The 20,828-nt window shown below is 64.3% G+C and carries 17 protein-coding genes and 1 tRNA gene; 9 read left to right on the top strand and 9 right to left on the bottom strand.

Annotation, left to right across the window (positions count from 1 at the left end; all coding sequences use genetic code 11):
* Window positions 1-21: 21 nt before the first annotated feature.
* Together fadB and ACQ4OD_RS23265 are read right to left on the bottom strand one after the other, a co-directional pair.
* Entirely contained in the window at window positions 22-2,169 is a 2,148-nt protein-coding gene (gene fadB, locus ACQ4OD_RS23270; RefSeq protein WP_102683149.1) for a fatty acid oxidation complex subunit alpha FadB, read from the bottom strand.
* Window positions 2,170-2,643: 474 nt separating this feature from the next.
* Window positions 2,644-3,081, bottom strand: coding sequence for a hypothetical protein (locus ACQ4OD_RS23265; RefSeq protein WP_430945002.1), 438 nt, complete (start codon window positions 3,079-3,081; stop codon window positions 2,644-2,646).
* Window positions 3,082-3,191: 110 nt separating this feature from the next.
* Here ACQ4OD_RS23265 and ACQ4OD_RS23260 point away from each other — a divergent pair, with 110 nt between their 5' ends.
* Window positions 3,192-3,635 (top strand): universal stress protein, encoded by a 444-nt coding sequence (locus tag ACQ4OD_RS23260; protein WP_139672398.1) that lies wholly within the window; start codon window positions 3,192-3,194, stop codon window positions 3,633-3,635.
* Between the two features lie 81 nt (window positions 3,636-3,716).
* Here ACQ4OD_RS23260 and ACQ4OD_RS23255 read toward each other — a convergent pair whose 3' ends face one another.
* Window positions 3,717-5,648 (bottom strand): ATP-binding cassette domain-containing protein, encoded by a 1,932-nt coding sequence (locus tag ACQ4OD_RS23255; RefSeq protein ID WP_102683168.1) that lies wholly within the window; start codon window positions 5,646-5,648, stop codon window positions 3,717-3,719.
* Between the two features lie 206 nt (window positions 5,649-5,854).
* On the opposite strand from ACQ4OD_RS23255, the gene ACQ4OD_RS23250 reads away from it, so the two are divergent.
* On the top strand, window positions 5,855-7,783 hold the full coding sequence (locus ACQ4OD_RS23250) for a transglycosylase SLT domain-containing protein (protein WP_102683147.1): 1,929 nt from the start codon (window positions 5,855-5,857) through the stop codon (window positions 7,781-7,783).
* A gap of 347 nt (window positions 7,784-8,130) precedes the next feature.
* Here ACQ4OD_RS23250 and ACQ4OD_RS23245 read toward each other — a convergent pair whose 3' ends face one another.
* Both ACQ4OD_RS23245 and ACQ4OD_RS23240 read right to left on the bottom strand, forming a co-directional pair.
* Window positions 8,131-8,934 (bottom strand): MOSC domain-containing protein, encoded by an 804-nt coding sequence (locus ACQ4OD_RS23245; RefSeq protein ID WP_198753860.1) that lies wholly within the window; start codon window positions 8,932-8,934, stop codon window positions 8,131-8,133.
* A 55-nt stretch (window positions 8,935-8,989) separates the two neighbouring features.
* Window positions 8,990-9,925: a chemotaxis protein CheV gene (locus ACQ4OD_RS23240; protein WP_102683145.1), complete on the bottom strand. Its 936-nt coding sequence runs from the start codon at window positions 9,923-9,925 to the stop codon at window positions 8,990-8,992.
* Between the two features lie 338 nt (window positions 9,926-10,263).
* Here ACQ4OD_RS23240 and ACQ4OD_RS23235 point away from each other — a divergent pair, with 338 nt between their 5' ends.
* The 3 genes from ACQ4OD_RS23235 to ACQ4OD_RS23225 all read left to right on the top strand — a co-directional run bounded on the left by ACQ4OD_RS23235 (window position 10,264) and on the right by ACQ4OD_RS23225 (window position 12,700).
* Entirely contained in the window at window positions 10,264-10,776 is a 513-nt protein-coding gene (locus ACQ4OD_RS23235; protein WP_139673188.1) for a histidine kinase, read from the top strand.
* Window positions 10,777-11,151: 375 nt separating this feature from the next.
* Window positions 11,152-12,048: a sensor histidine kinase gene (locus tag ACQ4OD_RS23230; protein WP_046856406.1), complete on the top strand. Its 897-nt coding sequence runs from the start codon at window positions 11,152-11,154 to the stop codon at window positions 12,046-12,048.
* Window positions 12,038-12,700 (top strand): response regulator, encoded by a 663-nt coding sequence (locus ACQ4OD_RS23225; protein WP_139672407.1) that lies wholly within the window; start codon window positions 12,038-12,040, stop codon window positions 12,698-12,700. Before ACQ4OD_RS23230 ends, ACQ4OD_RS23225 begins: the two co-directional genes overlap by 11 nt.
* On the opposite strand, the gene yegS is transcribed toward ACQ4OD_RS23225, so the two are convergent.
* Window positions 12,684-13,571, bottom strand: coding sequence for a lipid kinase YegS (gene yegS, locus ACQ4OD_RS23220; RefSeq protein WP_430945001.1), 888 nt, complete (start codon window positions 13,569-13,571; stop codon window positions 12,684-12,686). The two genes, ACQ4OD_RS23225 and yegS, sit on opposite strands and share 17 nt — an antisense overlap.
* A gap of 273 nt (window positions 13,572-13,844) precedes the next feature.
* Here yegS and ACQ4OD_RS23215 point away from each other — a divergent pair, with 273 nt between their 5' ends.
* Together ACQ4OD_RS23215 and ACQ4OD_RS23210 are read left to right on the top strand one after the other, a co-directional pair.
* Window positions 13,845-15,302, top strand: a complete 1,458-nt coding sequence (locus ACQ4OD_RS23215) for a mannose-1-phosphate guanylyltransferase/mannose-6-phosphate isomerase (protein WP_198753858.1) — start codon at window positions 13,845-13,847, stop codon at window positions 15,300-15,302.
* Window positions 15,303-15,366: 64 nt separating this feature from the next.
* Window positions 15,367-16,602, top strand: coding sequence for a glycosyltransferase family 4 protein (locus ACQ4OD_RS23210; protein ID WP_139672417.1), 1,236 nt, complete (start codon window positions 15,367-15,369; stop codon window positions 16,600-16,602).
* Here the strand turns inward: ACQ4OD_RS23210 and ACQ4OD_RS23205 are convergent.
* Both ACQ4OD_RS23205 and moaB read right to left on the bottom strand, forming a co-directional pair.
* On the bottom strand, window positions 16,591-17,811 hold the full coding sequence (locus tag ACQ4OD_RS23205; RefSeq protein ID WP_430945000.1) for a molybdopterin molybdotransferase MoeA: 1,221 nt from the start codon (window positions 17,809-17,811) through the stop codon (window positions 16,591-16,593). The genes ACQ4OD_RS23210 and ACQ4OD_RS23205 overlap by 12 nt on opposite strands.
* Window positions 17,795-18,334, bottom strand: coding sequence for a molybdenum cofactor biosynthesis protein B (gene moaB, locus ACQ4OD_RS23200; protein WP_028692756.1), 540 nt, complete (start codon window positions 18,332-18,334; stop codon window positions 17,795-17,797). The genes ACQ4OD_RS23205 and moaB overlap by 17 nt, the downstream gene beginning before the upstream one ends.
* Before the next feature lie 180 nt (window positions 18,335-18,514).
* Here moaB and ACQ4OD_RS23195 point away from each other — a divergent pair, with 180 nt between their 5' ends.
* Both ACQ4OD_RS23195 and ACQ4OD_RS23190 read left to right on the top strand, forming a co-directional pair.
* A complete protein-coding gene (locus ACQ4OD_RS23195) occupies window positions 18,515-18,736 on the top strand; it encodes a YgdI/YgdR family lipoprotein (protein WP_023632528.1) in 222 nt (73 codons plus the stop codon).
* 82 nt (window positions 18,737-18,818) lie between these two features.
* A tRNA-Pro gene (locus tag ACQ4OD_RS23190) sits at window positions 18,819-18,895 on the top strand.
* A gap of 97 nt (window positions 18,896-18,992) precedes the next feature.
* On the opposite strand, the gene mqo is transcribed toward ACQ4OD_RS23190, so the two are convergent.
* Window positions 18,993-20,558, bottom strand: coding sequence for a malate dehydrogenase (quinone) (gene mqo, locus ACQ4OD_RS23185; protein ID WP_430944999.1), 1,566 nt, complete (start codon window positions 20,556-20,558; stop codon window positions 18,993-18,995).
* Between the last annotated feature and the right edge of the window lie 270 nt (window positions 20,559-20,828).

Below are 20,828 nucleotides of genomic sequence, written 5' to 3'. Positions count from 1 at the left end.
CTCGCTCTAGCTCGTGGGCGCTCAGTTGAAGAAGCGCTGGCCATTCTTGGCCATTTCGCGCAGCTTCGCAGTGGGGTGGTACAGCGGCCCCAGGTCGGCGTACTTGTCGGCCAGTGCGACGAACTCGGCGACCCCGATCGAATCGATGTAGCGCAGCGCGCCACCGCGGAAGGGAGGGAAACCGATGCCGTAGACCAGGCCCATGTCGGCTTCGGCGGCGGTGGCGACGATGCCGTCCTCCAGGCAGCGCACGGTTTCCAGGCACAGCGGTACCATCATCCAGTTGATGATGTCTTCGTCGGTGACTTCACGCTGCTCGAAGATGACCGGTTTGAGCACGTCGAGCACGCTGGCGTCGGCGACTTTCTTCGGCTTGCCGCGCTTGTCGGTCTCATAGGCGTAGAAGCCCTTGCCGTTCTTCTGGCCCAGGCGGTTGGCCTCGTACAGGGCGTCGACGGCCGAGCGACGCTCGTCCTTCATGCGGTCCGGGAAGCCTTCGGCCATCACGTCGCGGCCGTGGTGACCGGTGTCGATGCCGACCACGTCCATCAGGTAGGCCGGGCCCATCGGCCAGCCGAACTTCTCCATCACCTTGTCGATGCGCACGAAGTCGACGCCTGCGCTGACCAGCTTGGCGAAGCCGCCGAAATACGGGAACAGCACGCGATTGACCAGGAAGCCCGGGCAGTCGTTGACCACGATCGGGTTCTTGCCCATCTTCTTGGCGTAGGCCACTGTGGTGGCCACGGCCACGTCGCTGGACTTCTCGCCACGGATGACTTCCACCAGCGGCATCATGTGCACCGGGTTGAAGAAGTGCATGCCGACGAAGTTTTCCGGACGCTTGAGCGCCTTGGCCAGCAGGTTGATGGAGATGGTCGAGGTATTGGAGGCGAGGATCGCATCCTCTTTCACCTGGCCTTCCACTTCAGCCAGCACGGCTTGCTTGACCTTCGGGTTCTCGACCACGGCCTCGACGATGATGTCGACGTTGCCGAAGTCACCGTAGGACAGGGTCGGGCGAATGGCGTTGAGGGCCTCGGCCATCTTGGCCGGGGTCAGGCGCCCTTTCTCGACGCGCTTGCCGAGCAGCTTGGAGGCCTCGTTCAGGCCCAGCTGGATGGCTTCCTCGCGAATATCCTTCATCAGGATTGGCGTGCCCTTGACCGCCGACTGGTAGGCGATGCCGCCACCCATGATACCGGCGCCGAGCACGGCGGCCTGTTTCACATCGTGAGCGATCTCGTCGTGGGCCTTGGCCTTGCGCTTGAGCTCCTGGTCGTTCAGGAACAGGCCGATCAGGCTTTCGGCGACCGAGGTCTTGGCCAGCTTGGCGAAGCCTGCGGCCTCGACCTCGAGGGCCTTGTCACGGCCGAAGTTGGCGGCCTTCTGGATGGTCTTGATGGCCTCGACTGGCGCCGGGTAGTTCGGGCCGGCCTGGCCGGCAACGAAGCCCTTGGCGGTCTCGAAAGCCATCATCTGCTCGATGGCATTGAGCTTGAGCTTTTCCAGCTTGGGCTGGCGCTTGGCCTTGTAGTCCAGCTCACCGCTGATGGCGCGCTTGACCAGGTCCAGGGCACCGGCCTGCAGCAGCTCAGGGGCGACCACGGCATCGACGGCGCCGACTTTCAGGGCGTCCTCGGCGCGGTTTTCCTTGCCGGAGGCGATCCACTCGATGGCGTTGTCCGAGCCGATCAGGCGCGGCAGGCGCACGGTGCCGCCAAAGCCTGGGTAGATGCCCAGCTTGACTTCCGGCAGGCCGATCTTGGCGCTGCTGGCCATGACCCGGTAGTCGGCGGCCAGGCACATCTCCAGGCCGCCGCCCAGGGCGATGCCGTTGATGGCGACCACGGTCGGCACCTGCAGGTCTTCGAAGTCACTGAAAATGCGATTGGCTTCCAGGTTGCCGGCGACCAGTTCGGCCTCGGGCAGCTTGAAGTTGTCGACGAACTCGGTGATGTCGGCGCCGACGATGAACACGTCCTTGCCACTGCTGACGATCACGCCCTTGACCGAGGCATCGGCCTTGATCACGTCCACGGCCTGACGCAGCTCGTTCAGAGTGAGACGGTTGAACTTGTTGACGGACTCACCCTTGAGGTCGAACTTCAGTTCGACGATGCCGCTTTCAAGAGCCTTAACCGTGATGGCTTTACCTTCGTAAATCATCAACTGATCTCCACGATATGGAAGCTGAACAGTACACGTCGATCGCTGGCAACGAGAGCCGGTCTAACGGCCCCTCGCCCCAGGCACACCCGTCGACGCGCTAATCGGGATTCTGTAAGAGCCGTCTGACATACAAACGCTCAATTCATACGCCCGTTTGACTTGGGTGTGCACACATTCCCCGAAAAGAACCGCGTTGTCAAATACTCGCGAAGGCCGTGAAAACGCGACTTTCCAGTCATCTTCTACCCTCCGGGTACGAAAAATGATGACAGTGATCGCCCTCCATTCATGTCAGCGATAGGCCACCCCGATGGCAGACGTGCTTTTTTCTAAACGCATCTGGCCAGGATGGCTACACTGCGACTGATTGAAAGTATTTCCGGCCTGCCTGGCCCTGTGCTTGCACGCACAAACGCAAAACGGCGCACAGGAGCATGTTTGCTCCTGTGCGCCGTTTTGTGTCACACGGGCTCAGGCGAGGGTTTCGAGGGTCTGGGCAATATCCTGCAAAACAGATTTGTCGCCCCGCTCGCTCCAGTACAGCGCAATCATGCGACTGTCGGCCTCGACCTTGTAGACCGTTGCCGGCAGGCGGGCGAAGGTCTCGGCCAGGCGCTGATCCTCGCAGGGCTCGCGCCACTGGTTCCACCACACGCCGGGGGTGATCTGCCAGTAGCACCAGTTGTCAGCGCGCCCCTTACGCCGCGCCCGGTGGTACTGCGGGCAGGGGCTGGGTGGCTCGTTTAGCAGCCAGTGCGGCCACTGTTGCGGCGCCAGTTGCATGGCCAGCCCCATGCGGCGCCCCTCCAGGCGCAGGCTCATCTGCTCGCTCTGTTTGCGCGAGGGGCGCAACCAGGCCAACGGGCTGAGAATCAGCGCAAGGATTGACACCACCAGCCATACCGTCATATCTGTAGACCTTATAAAGCGTTGCAAATGAGCGGGTTAGTCAGGTTTCACGAACGCCCCGCGCGAAAGCGACCATACTTCTACTATCGCGATTGTCAGGAGTACTGCACATGCACTATGAACATCTTCTGGTCGCCGTCGACCTGACCGAAGAATGCGATCCGGTGATCAAGCGCGCCATGAAACTCGCCGAACCCACCGGCGCCAAGGTCTCCCTGGTGCATATCGTCGAACCCATGGCCATGGCCTTCGGCGGCGACGTGCCCATGGACCTGTCGCAGTTGCAGCAGCAACAGTTCGACCAGGCCAAGGAACGCATGGAGCGCCTGTACAACAAATACCCGGATATCAATCGCGGCGACTCGCACCTGGTCTACGGCCAGCCGCGCCAGGAAATCCACCAGTTGGCCAAGGATCAGAAGTGCGACCTGATCGTGGTCGGCAGCCATGGCCGCCACGGCCTGGCACTGCTGCTGGGCTCCACCGCCAACGACGTGCTGCACGGCGCGCCGTGCGATGTGTTGGCGGTGCGGTTGCAGAAGAAGGCCGAGTAATACTTTCATCGCGGGGCAAGCCCGCTCCCACAAAGCCCGTCAAACAGGGCTGCGTGGGAGCGAGCTTGTCCCGCGATGGCTTCAGCCTTCCAGCTCGGCCCAGCGCTCCACCAGCACGTCCAGCTCGCCCTGCAGCTTCTCGATCTTGGCCAGCACCGCCGCAGTCTCGGCAATCGGCCGCTGATAGAAGCCCGCCGCACTCACTTCTTCCTGTGCCTCGGCCATCCGCCGTTCCAGCTCATCGATCTGCCCCGGCAGCATTTCCAGCTCACGCTGCAGCTTGTAGCTGAGCTTCTTCTTGCTGGCATCGGCCGCAGGCGTAGCAGCGGCAAGCGGCGCCACCTCCTCCACCGGCGCCTGCACCACGGCGCTGTTGAGCTCGGACTTGCCGCCCTTGCTTTCGGTCACGCCGAGCAGCTTCGGCGAACCGCCCTGGCGGATCCAGTCCTCGTAGCCACCGACGTACTCGCGCACGCGCCCTTCACCTTCGAACACCAGAGTGCTGGTCACCACGTTGTCGAGGAAGGCCCGGTCGTGACTGACCATCAGCACCGTGCCCTTGTAGTTCGACAGCACCTCCTCGAGCAGCTCGAGGGTCTCGACGTCGAGATCGTTGGTCGGTTCGTCCAGCACCAGCAGGTTGGCCGGCTTGCTGAACAGCTTGGCCAGCAGCAGGCGCGCGCGCTCGCCCCCGGACAGCGCCTTGACTGGTGTACGCGCACGCTGCGGGCTGAACAGGAAGTCGCCGAGGTAGCTGAGCACATGGCGGTTCTGGCCATCGATTTCGATGAAATCGCGGCCTTCGGCCAGGTTGTCGATGACGGTCTTTTCCAGGTCCAGCTGATGGCGCATCTGGTCGAAGTAGGCCACCTCCAGTTTGGTGCCACGCTCGACCTTGCCACTGGTGGGCTCCAGGTCGCCCAGCATCAGCTTGAGCAGGGTCGTCTTGCCGGTGCCGTTGGCACCGAGCAGGCCGATACGGTCCTGGCGCTGCAGCACCATGGAGAAGTCCTTGACCAGCTTCGGTCCATTCTGGTGGGCGAAGCTGACGTCCTCCAGCACCATCACCTGCTTGCCGGACTTGTCCGCCACCTCGATCTGGATATTGGCCTTGCCCTGGCGTTCACGGCGCTCGCCGCGCTCCACGCGCAGCGCCTTGAGCGCGCGCACGCGGCCTTCGTTGCGGGTACGTCGGGCCTTGATGCCCTGGCGGATCCACACTTCCTCCTGGGCCAGGCGCTTGTCGAACAGCGCGTTGGCAGTGGCCTCGGCGGCCAGCTCGGCCTCCTTATGCACCAGGAAGCTGGCGTAGTCGCCGTTCCAGTCGATCAGCCCGCCACGGTCCAGCTCGAGGATGCGCGTGGCCAGGTTCTGCAGGAAGGAACGGTCGTGGGTGATGAACAGCACCGCGCCACCGAAGCCTTTGAGCGCCTCTTCCAGCCAGGCGATGGCGCCGATGTCCAGGTGGTTGGTCGGTTCGTCGAGCAGCAGCAGGTCAGGCTCGGACACCAGCGCCTGGGCCAGCAGCACGCGCCGGCGCCAGCCGCCGGACAGCTCGGCCAGGGTCTTGTCGGCCGGCAACTGCAGGCGGCTCAGGGTGCTTTCGACCACCTGCTGCAAGCGCCAGCCGTCACGGGCCTCGAGCTCGTGCTGGACGTGCATGAGCTTTTCCAGATCCTCGTCGCCGTGGATGTTCTGGCTCAGGTGATGGAACTGCGCCAGCAGCTCGCCGACGCCGTCAAGGCCGGCGGCCACCACGTCGAATACGCTACGCTCGTCGGCCACCGGCAGCTCCTGCGGCAGCTCGCCAATCTTCAGGCCTGGGGCGCGCCAGATATCGCCGTCATCGCCCTTCTGCTCGCCCTTGACCAGGCGCAGCATGCTCGACTTGCCCGTGCCGTTGCGGCCGATGATGCACACCCGCTCGCCACGGGCGATCTGCCAGGACACTTTGTCCAACAGCGGCATGGCGCCGAACGCGAGGGACACATCGCTGAATTTGAGCAGGGTCATGATCATCTCCAAAAACCGGGCGCGCATTCTACCTGACTTACCCCTTCACGGCATCAAAAGCCCGTTGCAGCGACAGGGCGTCGGATAACAACTCGATACAAGCACAGTGCTTTCGCCGGCCACCGGCAAACGGCTAAGCTAAGCAGTAATACTCAACAGTGCTGGCTCCGCCGTCACTTTCCATGGTTCCACTGCCCGGACGTATCATGCGCAGCCGCCTGTTACAAATTGCTTCCTGCCTGTTGCTGACCACCCTCGCCGCGAGCGTCGCACAGGCCGCCGACCTCACCCAGCAACGTCAATACTACGACGAGGCCAAGCGCGCCCTGGCCAAGGGCGACAAGGGCCCCTACCTGCGCTACGCGCAGGCGCTGCGCGATTACCCACTCACGCCCTATCTCACCTACGACGAGCTGACCGCCCGCCTCAAGAGCGCCAGCAACGAGGAGATCGAGGGTTTCCTCAAGGCCCATGGCGACCTGCCCCAGGCCAACTGGATGAAATTGCGCTGGTTGCGCTGGCTGGCCGAGCGCGGCGAATGGAACACCTTCACCCGCTATTACGACCCCAAGCTCAACTTCACCGAACTGGATTGCCTCAACGGCCAGTACCAGCTCTCCCACGGCCAGCGTGCCGAAGGCTTCGCCAGCGCCGAGAAGCTGTGGAACGTCGGCAAGTCCCAGCCCACGGCCTGCGACACCCTGTTCGCCATGTGGGCCGCCGAAGGTCAGCTGACCGAGGCCAAGCGCTGGCAGCGCGCCAAACTGGCGGCACAGGCGCGCAACTATGGGCTTGCGAACAATCTGGTGAAAACCCTCACCACCCTCGCCCCCCAGGGCAAGCTGCTGATCGACGTGGCGCAGAAGCCCGAGTTGCTCAACCAGCCTTCGCGCTTCACGCCCGTCAACGAGGCCATGTCCGACGTGGTCAGCCTTGGCCTTCGTCGCCTGGCCCGGCAGAACCCGGAGCAGGCCATGGCGCTGCTCGACGACTATGCCCAGCGCATGCACTTCTCCCGTGACGAGAAGGTCGCCATCGCCCGCGAGATCGGCCTGACCCTGGCCCGCCGCTACGACCCGCGCGCCCTCGACCTGATGACCCGCTACGACCCGGAGCTGCGCGACAACACTGTCAGCGAATGGCGCCTGCGCCTGCTGCTGCGCCTGGCCCGCTGGGAAGAAGCCTACGAACTGACCAAGCGCCTGCCCCAGGACCTGGCCAGCAGTAACCGCTGGAAGTACTGGCAGGCGCGCAGCCTGGAGCTGGCCCAGCCGAACAACCCGCAGGTCCCGCTGCTGTACAAGACCGTCGCCCGCGAACGCGACTTCTATGGCTTCCTCGCCGCCGACCGGGCGCAGACCCCCTACCAGCTGAACAACAAGCCACTGGCACTGAGCCAAGCGATAACCAACAAGGTCCGCAACACCCCCGGCATCCGCCGCGCACTGGAGTTCCACGCCCGTGGCCAGATTGTCGAGGGGCGCCGCGAGTGGTACCACGTCAGCCGCCACTTCAACCGTGACGAAATGGTCGCCCAGGCCCGCTTGGCCTACGACATGCGCTGGTACTTCCCGGCCATCCGCACCATCAGCCAGGCCCAGTACTGGGACGACCTGGACATCCGCTTCCCGATGGCCCACCGCGACACCCTGGTGCGCGAAGCCAAGGTTCGCGGCCTGCATTCGAGCTGGGTATTCGCCATCACCCGCCAGGAAAGCGCCTTCATGGAAGACGCCCGTTCCAGCGTCGGCGCCAGCGGCTTGATGCAGCTGATGCCGGGCACCGCCAAGGAAACCGCGCGCAAGTTCAGCATCCCGCTGGCTTCGCCGGCCCAGGTCTTCAACCCGGACAAGAACATCCAGCTCGGCGCTGCCTACCTGAGCCAGGTGCACAGCCAGTTCAACGGTAACCGCGTGCTGGCCTCGGCCGCCTACAACGCCGGCCCCGGGCGCGTACGCCAGTGGCTCAAGGGCGCCAAGCACCTGAGTTTCGATGTGTGGGTCGAATCGATTCCGTTCGACGAGACGCGCCAGTACGTGCAGAACGTGCTGTCGTATTCGGTCATCTACGGGCAGAAGCTCAATTCACCGCAGCCGCTGGTGGATTGGCATGAGCGGTATTTCGACGATATGTGATCGTTCGCCGAGGGCGCTGCAGCGCCTACGAGATCGAGCGCCGCCCGCGCGGCGCATCGCTGGCAAGCCAGCTCCCACATTTGTTTCGGTCCAATTACGTCTGCGCCGACGCGGCTGTACGCCTTGTTTGTACGACGCGGTTTCAGCGTGGGCACCACTGCCGCCCCACCTGTCTCAAGACATGCGCCAAGGCGGGCAGCGATAACATCACAGGAGTGATTGGCCCGAAATAGATGTGGGAGCTGGCTTGCCAGCGATGCGCCGCGCGGGCGGCGCTCGATTTCGAAAACGCTGCAAGACTATCGCCCAGCACCTTGCAGCCCTCACACAATCACACTCGCCCTGCCTTACTCGATAACCTCAACCGCCATCCCCACCTTCAGCTCCCCCTCGCCATCCACCGCCAGGTTCTGGCCAAACAGCACATCCCCTTCCTTTTCGCGGAACGTCTTGAGCGTGGTCAACGGCTCACGGTCCGGGCTGCGTTCGCCCGTGGCGGGATCGAGGGTGGTGAGGATGCAGCGCACGCTCGGCTTGAGCACGCGGAAGGTCATGTTGCCAATACGGATGCGCTTCCAGCGGTCTTCGGCAAAGGCCTCGGCCCCCTCGACCACCAGGTTCGGGCGAAAACGCAGCATCTCCATCGGGCGCCCCACCCGACGGCTCAACTCATCCAGCGAGGCCTGGCCGATCAACAGCAGGGGGAAACCATCGGGAAAGGCTGCCCGGTCACTGCTGAGGCCGTAGCCGCTGGGCAGGTAGCGGGCCCGCTGCTCGGGGCAGTACACCAGCCTTACCGCCTTGCCCAGCAGCTCGCTGAGCCAGGCTGCGGCGGCATCGCCGGCATCGGGCACGCGCAAGGTGTCGCGCCAGATGGTGATACCGCGCAGGGCCTCGTCGGCGGACGGTACCGGTACCTCCAAGGGTGCCTGCCCCGGCGCCTGGAGCAGCAGTTGGCCCTGCTCGCCGTAATTGGCGCCAACCTGCCCCAGCCCCGGCCAGGCGCGCTGGGTCAGGAAGCGGCCGTTCTCCTGCTCCACCACCAGCCAGCGCCGGTCCCCGTCCAGGCCCAGGTTGCCGACAACCGACGCCTGCAGGCGCTGGGCCTGCGCCGATTTCACCGGGTACCGATACAACGCACTGAGAAACATCCCTGCCACCTTGCGCCAGTCGAAAGGCCAAGCTTATACCGGATCGGTACAGCCGTTACACCGTGGCGTCGTCCAGGCTCAGGCGTTGACGCACCACATCCACCAGGCGATCGGGCTGGAACTTGGACAGGAAGTTGTCGCAACCGACCTTCTTGACCATGGATTCGTTGAAGCTGCCCGACAGCGAGGTATGCAGTACCACGTACAGGCCACGCAAGCGCGGGTCGTTGCGGATTTCGGTGGTCAGCCGGTAACCATCCATCTCGGGCATCTCGGCATCGGTGAAGACCATCAGCAACTTCTCGCAGACATTCTCCCCTGCGTCCGCCCAACCCTTGAGCAGGCGCAGGGCCTTGAGGCCGTCGCTGGCCACGTGCAGCTTAACCCCCAGTTGCGAGAGGGTATCGCGCAGTTGCGCCAGGGCCACGGTGGAGTCGTCCACCAGCAGCACCTCGCGGCCACGGGCGCGGGCCAGCACCGGGTCTTCGAGCTTGTCGCGGGAGACCTTGGCGTTGTAGGGCACGATCTCGGCCAGCACCTTCTCCACGTCGATGACCTCCACCAGTTGCTCGTCGACCTTGGTGATCGCCGTGAGGTAGTGCTGGCGGCCAGCGCTGGCCGGCGGCGGCATGATGGCTTCCCAGTTCATGTTGACGATACGATCCACGCCCCCCACCAGGAACGCCTGCACCGAGCGGTTGTACTCGGTGACGATGATGGTGCTGTTTGGCCCCGGCTGCAGCGGACGCATGCCGATTGCCTGGGACAGGTCGATGACCGGCAGCGTCTGGCCGCGCAGGTTGACCACGCCACAGACGAACGAATGGCGCTGCGGCATCAGGGTCAGCTTGGGCAGTTGCAGCACCTCCTGGACCTTGAACACGTTGATGGCGAACAACTGCCGGCCGGCCAGCCGGAACATGAGGATTTCCAGGCGGTTCTCACCCACCAGTTGCGTGCGTTGGTCTACCGTGTCGAGAATGCCAGCCATTGGAAGCCCCCAGGCGTGAGTCGGGAAAAAGTGAATGCATCCCCCTGTATCGGCGGACACGGGCACAGCTTGACCCCTGATGGAAAAAGCCATGCGGGGTGATTGATATCACTTTACCATCATGCTTTACTGCTGCCACATCCTGCCATGCCCGTCGTTCGCAACGAACGACCCGCCTGAAACCGCATCAGGGAAACCCCTAGTGGCAATCGGGTCCAACCTGATGTTCGCAATATCCATTAGCCATTAATGTGACGCCATTCTCACTGCATGAACGGAGTCAGGCTTTTGCGAGCGATCATCTTGGTACGGCCAATCCCTGAAGACGGGGCGCCATGATGGATAGCACTCCACTGCACAACGCCGCCGTGGCGGCCTTTTTGCAGGATGCGCAGGTCCTGTTGGCCAGGTCCCAGGAATGCCTGCAGCACCTGGAGCTGATCACCAACGATCCGGATGCCTGCCACAGCCTCAATGCCGCACTCGACACTCTCGCCCGACGAGCAGTCGCGCTCGACCTGCTCGAAGTAGCCCACCATGCCCTGGCCCTGCAACGACTGCTCGCGCCCGCGTGCGCCCAGCAGCACCTGCACGGTACCAGCCTGCCCGCGCTTGCGGCCTGCCTGACCCTGCTGGACTGGCAACTGGAGCTGCTCGACCCGCAGACCGGCCGCCTGGACATGGACACCGAGGAGCAACGACGCCTGCTGGCCGAGCTAGCCACCACCCTGGGCCAGCCGGCATCGCAACTGTGTGCCGATTGCCAGGAAGCCGGCACGTTCTGCGCCCACCCCCACGCCCAGGATGCGCTTGCAGAGCAAAGCCTCAGTGCAGCCGACCGCCATCATTAACCCGACTAAATGCGCGGCAACTAAACTCACTCAGGGTTTAACTTGAAAAGTTTGGCAAGTTTTTCCAAATGTTTTTGCCCGCTGGTTTTTTAGTTGATCGAGGCGCACTGGAAACATCTTTTAATAATGGCACTATGCTAGCCAGCGCCTTGCCCGCCAGCCCCGCCACAGCCCGGAAAATCCGAGGTTTCAAGCAGTTATCCCCCCGCGACCAAATTCAATCAAAGTGATAACATGCGCACGTTCGAACATGCGCATCCAGACTATCGGGTGATTGGATACGTGCCCGGTGCTTGATTGAATGCACGGCACCAGCACCTCTGGCCAGGCATGTGCAATGCCCTCAACTGCAATAACTCAGTGGCTTCCCTATCTATGCTCCCACGCTTGAAGTTCCTCCAGCGTTGCCGCTCCAGAGTTGCCCTGCTCCGCTGGACGACCACGCTGTTGTGCATTGCATCGCTGGCGGCAAACCTGGTGGTGTACCTGCGCACCCTGCCATTGTCGGCCAGCTTGCTGTTGCTCCAGTTGCTGGCGATGATCGGCGTCGGCTGGCACCTGCGCCATTGGGCGCGCTCGATCAACCTGCGCCCGGCGGAACTGGCCACGCGCATGCTCAAGGTGCAAGAGAGCGAGCGTCAGCGCCTGAGCCGTGAACTGCATGACGATATCGGTCAACTGCTGACCGCCGCCAAGCTGCAGGTCGACTGGCTGCAACGCCGGGTGCCGGCGGACCTGCAGGAGCACTGCGCTACCTTGCGCAGCACCCTGGACCATACGCTGGGCAACGTGCGCGACGTTTCCACCATTCTCAATCCTCGACAACTGGCCAGCCTGGGCCTGGAGGCGAGCCTGCGCGCGCATTTGCTGCGCACCTTGGAAAACACCGAGGTGCACTGGAGTCTTGAATGCAACCAACGCCTGGGCGGCATCAGCGAAGAGGTGACCATGGCGGCCTTTCGCATCACCCAGGAAGCGGTCACCAACATGCTCCGCCACGCACACGCACGCAATCTGGTGGTCCGCCTGCAGCGCACCTCAGCCGGCCTGGCGCTGTCGATCCAGGATGACGGCGGCGGCTTCGTGCCGGCGCAGACGCCAGCAGAAAGCGGCCTGCGCGGCATGGCTGGCATGCAGGAACGTGTGACAGCGCTGCAGGGCAGCCTGAGCATCACCAGCCAGCCCGGCCAGGGCACCCGGATCGACGCCCTCTTCCCATGGCCACCCCGCAACCAAGAACGTGCCAGGACTCCCGCTCCCGATGACCTGTAGATTATTGCTGGTGGACGACCATTCCCTGATTCGCGCAGGCGTCAGGGCCCTGGTATCGGACATCCCCGGCTACACCGTGATTGGCGAGGCCGACGATGGTGGCCAACTGCTGGAGCACGTCCGGCGTCTCGCGCCAGACATCGTCCTGCTGGATATTTCCATGCGCTCGACCAGCGGCCTGGACGCTCTCACGCAGCTACGGGCAAGCGGCTGCACCTGCAAGGTGCTGATCCTGTCCATGCACACCGACCCGGAGCTGATCATGCGCGCCCTGGAGAGCGGCGCCCATGGCTACCTGCTCAAGGACACCACGGCCACCGAACTGGAGCAGGCACTGACCGCCCTGCGCAACGACGAACGCTACCTCAGCCCGGCCATCGCCCACACCGTGATCAACCAGGCATTATTGCGCGCCCAGAGCGGCCGTCAATCGAACAACGAAGGCCACCACAACCTGACCGCCCGCCAGTTGGAGATCCTGCGCCTGATCGTGCGCGGTAAATCCACCCGGGAGATCGCCGGCGGCCTGGGCCTGTCGATCAAGACCGTGGAAACCCACCGCTCGCAGATCATGAAGCGCCTGCAGATCTACGATGTGGCGGGCCTGGTGCTGTTCGCCGTGCGCGAGAAGATCATCAGCCTGGACGACTGAGCAATGGCGAATCCGCCGGCAGGTGCACGCGCAGCGCCTTGGGCACGGCCTCGAAACGCAGGCTGGCCGCCTGCAGGGGCTCGCCGTCGAGGTTCATGTCCAGCCCCTGGGCGCTCTTGATCTCCACCCACGGCAAGCGGGCGCGCACGAACAGCCCCTCACCGGCCAACAGATCGCGCAAGGCCCCGGCCATCTCCTGGGGCGCCGGCAGGATGCCGACGTCCAGCAGGCCATCGTCCACGCTCGCCTCGGGGCATAGCACGTGCCCGCCGCCGGCCTGACGACCATTGCCGATGCCCAGCGCCAGCAACTCGCCCTGCCACTGGAACCCCGGACCCTGCAGCTCGACCGAGGCCGCCTGCAGCTCACTGAAGCGCGACAGCCCGGTGAACAGGTAGGCCGCGGCGCCCAGCACTTTCTTCAGGTCTTCAGAGGTATTGGCGGTGACCTGGGTGCCGAATCCGCCGGTAGCCATGTTCAGGAACAGTTGCTCACCCACCCGGCCCAGATCGATCGGCCGTGCCGGTACCTCCAACAGGTCGAGGGCCGCTTGCGGCTCAAGCGGCACACCGGCCGCCTTGGCGAAGTCGTTGGCCGTGCCCAGCGGCAGCAGCGCCAGGCTGGCCTGGGTAGCCGCCAGCCCCATGGCCTCGGCCACGTCGCGCAACGTGCCATCACCGCCGCCGGCGACCACGTGAGCATAGCCCGCCGCCAGAGCCTCCTCGACCAGGCGCTGGGCATCACCGCCCTCCCAGGTCAGGCGCACATCCAGCTTCCAGCCACGCTCACGCAGCTGACCCACCGCGGCTCGCACGTCTTCGTTGGTGGCCTGCTTGCCATGCAGGATCAGCAATGCCTTGCGCTCGCTCATGTCGCCCTCCCGGAAACAGGTACACAAATACCCTACTGCAATCTCGACCATGAACGCGCACGGATTGCTGCATGCCCCGCCCAAAAACCGCCGTTTCATGCAATTGCCATTGAAAGCCGCTCGTGACAGGCGCATCATTCGACAAATATTTGGCCTTCATGGAAGATGCCGCTCATAAAAGTCATTTTATTGACTTTGCGCCGCCAGACGCCTGACAGGTCGTGATTCCCTTGCATTGCGCTGCCCACAGCGCACCGATTCGAGGTTGTGACTATGAGCGTTCTGATCCCCTGCATCATCGCTGGCGGCGCCGGCACCCGATTGTGGCCGGTCTCGCGTGAAGCGATGCCCAAGCCCTTCATGCGCCTGCCCGACGGCATGAGCCTGCTGCAGAAGACCTTCAGCCGCGCCAGCAGCCTGCCCGGGGTCGAGCGGGTGCTCACGGTGACCAACCGCGAAGTGGTGTTCCGCACCCAAGACGAATATCGCCAGGTCGGTGCAGCACGCGTGGCCCTCGATTTCATTCTCGAACCCCTGGGTCGCAACACCGCCCCTGCCATTACCGCCGCTGCACTGCACTGCGCCCGCCTGCACGGCGAAGACAGCCTGCTGCTGGTGCTGCCCGCCGACCATTTGATTCAAGACCAGGGCGCTTTCGAGGCGGCCGTCGGGCAGGCCCTGGCACTGGCCGGACAAGGTTGGCTGACCACCTTCGGCCTGCAACCGACCCGTGCCGAAACGGGTTTCGGCTATATCGAGCAGGGCCAGCCGATCACTGACGGCGGCTACCAGGTCGCCCGCTTCGTCGAAAAGCCCGACGCCGACACCGCCCAGGGCTACCTCGACGGTGGTCGGCACCTGTGGAACGCCGGCATGTTCTGCCTGCGTGTCGGCACCGTGCTGCAGGAGTTGCAAGTCCATGCCCCTGAGGTCCTGCGCAGCGTGGCCGACTGCCTGGAACAGAGCCAGGTCAAGGAGGGCACGGGCGGCCGGCAGGTGGAACTCGACCCCGACCGCTTCGCCCTGGTGCCGGATATCTCCATCGACTACGCCCTCATGGAACCCTGTGCCCAAGTGGCCGTGGTGCCGTGCGACATCGGCTGGAGCGACATCGGCTGCTGGGAAGCGGTACGTGAGCTGCGCCCGGCCGACGGCCAGGGCAACCACTGCAACGGCGAAACCGTGCTGCTAGACGTGCGCAACTGCTACATCGACTCGCCACGGCGCCTGGTCGGCGCGGTCGGCCTGGACAACCTGATCGTCATCGACACCCCCGACGCCCTGCTGATCGCCGATGCCGCGCGCAGCCAGGAAGTCAAGGTGATCGCCCAGCAGCTCAAGCGCCAGGGCCATGACGCCTACCGCCTGCACCGCACCGTGACCCGCCCCTGGGGCCTGTACACGGTGCTCGAGGAAGGGCCACGGTTCAAGATCAAGCGCATCATGGTCCGCCCTGGCGAATCGCTGTCGCTGCAAATGCACCATCATCGCAGCGAGCACTGGATCGTGGTCAGCGGCATGGCCTGCGTGACCAATGGCCAGGAGGAGTTCCTGCTCGACACCAACGAGTCCACCTTCATCAAGCCCGGGCGCAGCCACCGCCTGACCAACCCCGGGGTCATCGACCTGGTGATGATCGAGGTGCAGAGCGGCGAATACCTGGGCGAAGACGACATCGTACGCTTTACTGATATCTATGGACGCGCCCCGGCGGCAGCAGCACCTGCCTGACTGCCAGAGGGCGCGTTTTTGCCATCCAGGGCCGACACCCGGCCAACCGCGAGGATTCGGGCTCATGCGCATACTCTGGACCCTGCCCTACCTGCCCTGGCCCACCACCAGCGGCAGCAAGACCCGGCAATACCACCTGCTGCGCGCCCTGGCGCAGCATGGCCACCGGATTACCTTGCTGGTGCAGTCGAAGATCCCGTTGAGCGACACCGCGCGCGAAGCCCTGGAACCCCTGGTGGAACGCCTGATCGTGCTCCCCAGGCGGCCACTGAACAGCCCGCTCAACCTGCTCGCCTCACCCATCATCGACTACCCCATGCGGGCCATCATCAATGGCCTGGCACCTTGCCTGCGGCACCGCTTCGAGCAACTGCTGGACGAACCTTGGGATGTGATCCAGATCGAGCACAGCTACAGCTTCCAACCGTTCGAGAGGGCCCTGCAGGCCCGGGGCCTGCCCTACATGCTCAGCGAGCATTACCTGGAGTCGGTGATGGGCGCCGCCTGCCATGACCGCCTGCCATTGTGGTTGCGCCCGCTGAACGCCTTCGACCGCTGGCGCTATCGGCGCTGGGAGCAAAGGGTGCTGCGCCAGCCCACGGAAGTGGTGGCGGTCAGCGCCCAGGATGCCGAGCTGATCGGCCAGATCAGCGGCCGCCCGGTGAATGTGGTGGTCAATGGCGTAGACTGTGACCACTATCAGGACGTGCGCCCCACCCTGCACAGCCAGCGCCTGCTGTTCGTTGGCAATTTCGAGTACGGCGCCAACCTGGAGGCTATCGAGTGGGCGCTGGAGGAGATCCTGCCGCAGGTATGGATGAGCAACCCGGCGGTGCGCCTGGCCATTGCCGGGCACGCGTTGCCGGCCAGCTGGAAGCTGCACTGGAACGACCCGCGCATCGAATGGGTAGGTTACCGCCCCGACCTGCGCGAGCTGCAGCGCCGCTCGGCGCTGTTCTTCGCGCCGCTGCGCCACGCCGGTGGCTCCAAGGTGAAGATCCTCGAGGCCATGGCCGCCGGGCTACCGGTCATCACCACCAGCAAGGGCGCCTCGGGCCTGGCCATGAACAATGGCGAACACTACCTGGGCAGCGACGACAGCGGCCAGCTGGCGCTGCTGGTCACGCAACTGCTCAACCAGCCGTGGCGCATGTGCCAGCTCAGCGAGGCCGGGCGCCAGTTCGCCCGCCAGCGCCATGACTGGAGCGTTGCCGCCCAGCAGCTGGAGAACGTGCACATGCGCCTGACCCAGCTGGCGCCAGCAGGCGCAGGCGCCCCCGGCGGCGTGCTAGCCAAGTAGCTCGCTGAATGGGATGAATGCCACGGGGTCCCCCTGCCGTGGCGTGCTGCCTTCAAGCACCTCCACCACCCCATCGGCCCAGGCCGCGCTGCGCAGCACACCGGAGCTCTGGTTCTTGTAGATGCGCACCCGGCCATCCTCGATGCGCGCGCGCAGGAATTCGCGCCGCGTACCGGCCTTGGGCCAATCGAAACCCGCCGGCACGCTGAAACGCAGCGGCGCGACATTTTGCACACCCAACCGCCGCAGCAGGTAGGGCCGCGCCAGCAGGCCGAAAGTGACCAACGTCGAGGCCGGGTTGCCCGGCAGGCCGATCACCGGTACCCCCTGGTAATGGCCGAAGGTCAGCGGTTTGCCCGGCTTGATCGCCAGCTTCCACAGCGCCAGTTCGCCCGCTTCGCGCAGGGCCAGGCCAAGAAAATCGGCCTCGCCCACCGACACACCACCGGTAGACAGGATCAGGTCGACATCGCCCAGCCCGGCCAGGCACTGGCGGGTGCGTTCGAGGTCGTCGGGCAGGATCCCGGCGTCCACCACCTTGCAGCCCAGGCGTTGCAGCCAACTGACCAGCAGGCGCCGGTTGCTGTTGTAGATCTGCCCGGGCCCCAGCGGCAGGCCCGGCTCGACCAGCTCGTCACCAGTCGACAGCACCGCCACCCGTGGCCGGCGCCGCACTTGCAGGGTGCCGAAACCCAGGGTCGCGGCCAGCCCGAGCTGGATCGGCCCCAACCGCGTGCCGGCGCTCATCACCTGTTCGCCAACACGGGTTTCCTGGCCTTTGGGGCGAACGTTCTGTGACAGTGCCAGGGGTTCGAGGAACCGTACCCGGCCATCCTCGAGCACTTCGGTGTTTTCCTGCATCTCAACGCAATCGGCGCCTTCGGGCAGCGGCGCGCCGGTGAAGATCCGTGCGCAGGTGCCCGGCTCCAGGGGCTGTGGCGCGTGGCCGGCGAAGATGCGCTGGGTCACCCGCAGCGGTTCGCCCTGCCAGTCGGCCAGGCACAGTGCGTAGCCGTCCATGGCGCTGTTGGGCCACGGCGGCAGGTCGAGGCCGGCCACCAGCTCATGGGCCAGGACGCGCCCTTCGGCTTCGGCCAGCGCGACGTGTTCGGTCTCGGCGATGGGCGACTTCTCGGCCAGCGCCAGCAGGCGCTGCAAGGCCTCTTCCACCGGCATCAACGGCCGGGCTACCTCAACCACGGCTGTCACAGGCCGCTGCCTGCTTCAGGTGCGGCACGAAGTTGCACGGCCGGTGGCGGGCATCCAGCTGCTCGGCGAGGATACCGTCCCAACCGGTGCGCACGGCATTGGTCGAGCCCGGCAGGCAGCAGACCAGGGTGCCGTTGGCAAGGCCTGCCAGGGCGCGGGACTGCACGGTGGAAGTGCCAATGTCGGCCACCGAGATCTGCCGGAACAGCTCGCCAAAGCCCTCGACCTGCTTGTCCAGCAGGCACGCCACGGCCTCCGGAGTGCTGTCGCGCCCGGTAAAGCCGGTGCCGCCGGTGATCAACACCACCTGCACCTGGTCATCGGCGATCCAGGTCGCGACCTGGGCGCGGATCTTGTACAGGTCATCCTTGAGCAGCACGCGCTCGGCCAGGCGGTGGCCGGCGGCGCCGAGGCGATCGACGAACAGCTGGCCGGAGGTATCGGTGTCGAAGGTACGGGTATCGCTGACCGTCAGCACGGCGATGTTCAGCGCTACAAAAGGGGTATCTGCCTTGGCTTTCATGGGAGTCCGTCGCAGGGGAACAGGGAATGTGCGCTGTTATATCACAGGCCACGGCGCCCAGACCGCGACGTTGTTCTTGGTCAATGCCAGCACGATGGCGCTATGCTGCACTGTGCAAGGAACTTGCGTGGACGCCCTGCGTCTTAATGACATCTAGCACCATCGCACTGGAGAAACACGATGATCCAACGGACCCTTCCCGCCTTCCTGCTTGCCCTGGGCCTGGGCGCCCTCGCCGGCTGCGCCTCGCCAACCGTCATCACCCTGAACGACGGCCGCGAGATCCAGGCGGTGGACACCCCTTCGTATGACGACGACTCCGGCTTCTACGAATTCGAACAGCTCGACGGCAAGCGCACGCGCATCAACAAAGACCAGATCCGTACCGTCAAGGAGCTGTGATCCAGCCCTGCGTTTTTGGCGCAACTCCTTTTTGCAACAAGGGGTTGCGTTGAAAAAATCGATGCAGTAGCATTTCGGACATCGGAGTGTAGCGCAGCCAGGTAGCGCGTCTCGTTCGGGACGAGAAGGCCGCAGGTTCGAATCCTGTCTCTCCGACCAAATCCTGCAAAAAACCCGCCTTGCGCGGGTTTTTTGTTGCCCGCGAAAAAGCCAGTCACTGGTGGGAGCAGGCCAGCCCGCCCCCACGCTTGTGCGATTACTCCGGCAACACGGGCACATGCAGCAGCTGCAAACGCGCACTGCTCCATTCGCGGGTCTTGTTGGTCAACTCAAGATCATTGTTCAGCTTCTGGCCGTAGGTCGGCACGATTTCCTTGAGCTTGGCCTGCCACTCGGCGCTCTTGATCCGATCCTTGAAGGTCTTCTCCAGCACGCTGAGCATGATCGGCGCGGCGGTCGAGGCACCGGGCGAGGCGCCCAGCAGCGCGGCGATGCTGCCATCCTCGGCGGCCACCACTTCGGTACCGAACTGCAACACGCCACCGTGCACGGGGTCCTTCTTGATCACCTGCACGCGCTGACCGGCCTGGAGCAGCTGCCAGTCTTCGTTCTTGGCGTTGGGGAAGTATTCGCGCAGGGCCGCCATGCGGTCGTCGAAGCTGAGCATCAGCTGGCCCATCAGGTAGGTGCTCAGGTCGATGTTGTCGATGCCGGCATGCATCATCGGGCTGATGTTGTGGGTGGTCAGCGAACTGAACATGTCCAGCAACGAGCCGTGCTTGAGGTACTTGGTGGAGAAGGTCGCGAACGGGCCGAACAGCAGCACCTCCTTGCCATCGATCACCCGGGTGTCCAGATGCGGCACCGACATCGGCGGCGCGCCGACCGAAGCCTTGCCGTACAGCTTGGCCTTGTGGCGGGCGACCAGGTCGGCGTTGTCGGTCATCAGGAACTGGCCACCGACCGGGAAGCCGGCATAGCCCTCGGCTTCCGGAATGCCGGACTTCTGCAGCAACTTTAGCGCGCCGCCACCGGCGCCGATGAAGACGAACTTGGCCTTGACCGCAGACTCCTTGCCACCTTTGGCCAGGTCGGCCACCACCACATTCCAGCTGCCGTCGTCGTTGCGCACGATGTCGCGCACTTCATGGCCCAGGTGCAGTTGCACGTTCGGGTTGCGGGTCATGGCAGCAAACAGCTGGCGGGTGATCTCGCCGAAGTTCACGTCGGTACCGATGGCCATGCGGGTCGCGGCCACCTTCTGCCCGGGGTTGCGCCCCTCCATCACCAGCGGCACCCACTGGCGGATCTGCTCATGGTCCTCAGTGATCTCCATGCCGCGGAACAGCGAGCTGTGCCGCAGGGCCTCGACGCGCTTGTGCAGGAAGGCGACGTTATCCTCACCCCAGACGAAGCTCATGTGCGCCACGTTGTTGATGAACGATCGTGGGTTGCTCAGCACGCCCTGTTCGACCTGGTAGGCCCAGAACTGCTTGGACACCTCGAACTGTTCGTTGACGCTGACCGCCTTGCTGATGTCGATGCTGCCGTCCTTGCCGACGCTGGTGTAGTTCAGCTCGCAGAACGCCGAGTGGCCGGTACCGGCATTGTTCCAGGCATTGGAACTCTCTTCGGCGACCTGGTCCATGCGCTCGTAGACGTCGATTTTCCAGTTCGGTTCCAGTTCGGTGAGGTAGGTCCCGAGGCTTGCGCTCATGATGCCGCCGCCGATCAGCAGGACATCGACGGACTTTTGTGGCTCCGCGGGCTTGGAGCAGCCGATGACACTCAGGCACAGGAGCGTCAGCAGGATTTTTTTCATTAGCTCAATCCAATTGAAGTGAAGGATTGGCAGTCGTTGCCCCCGGTGTGCACGCCCGGTTGTTGTTGTGGTTGGCAGGAATTTCGCGAAATCGGGGCACGATCGCCTCGGGCCTTGGCCCGGGGCGCCGTAAAGCAGGGAGTGTGCCAGGTTGCTCTGGGCCAGTGGTTCAGGGCTGTCGCAACGGGATCTGCCGGGTTGGTGGCGGCAATCCGCCAGCTAAACAGGCGCTTTGCCTGGCAGGTTGGCGGAATTCCCCCTAAGGGCCGC

Source organism: Pseudomonas sp. WC1, assembly GCF_050586565.1.
Classification (GTDB): domain Bacteria; phylum Pseudomonadota; class Gammaproteobacteria; order Pseudomonadales; family Pseudomonadaceae; genus Aquipseudomonas.
This window is presented reverse-complemented; position numbering and strand designations above follow the sequence as displayed.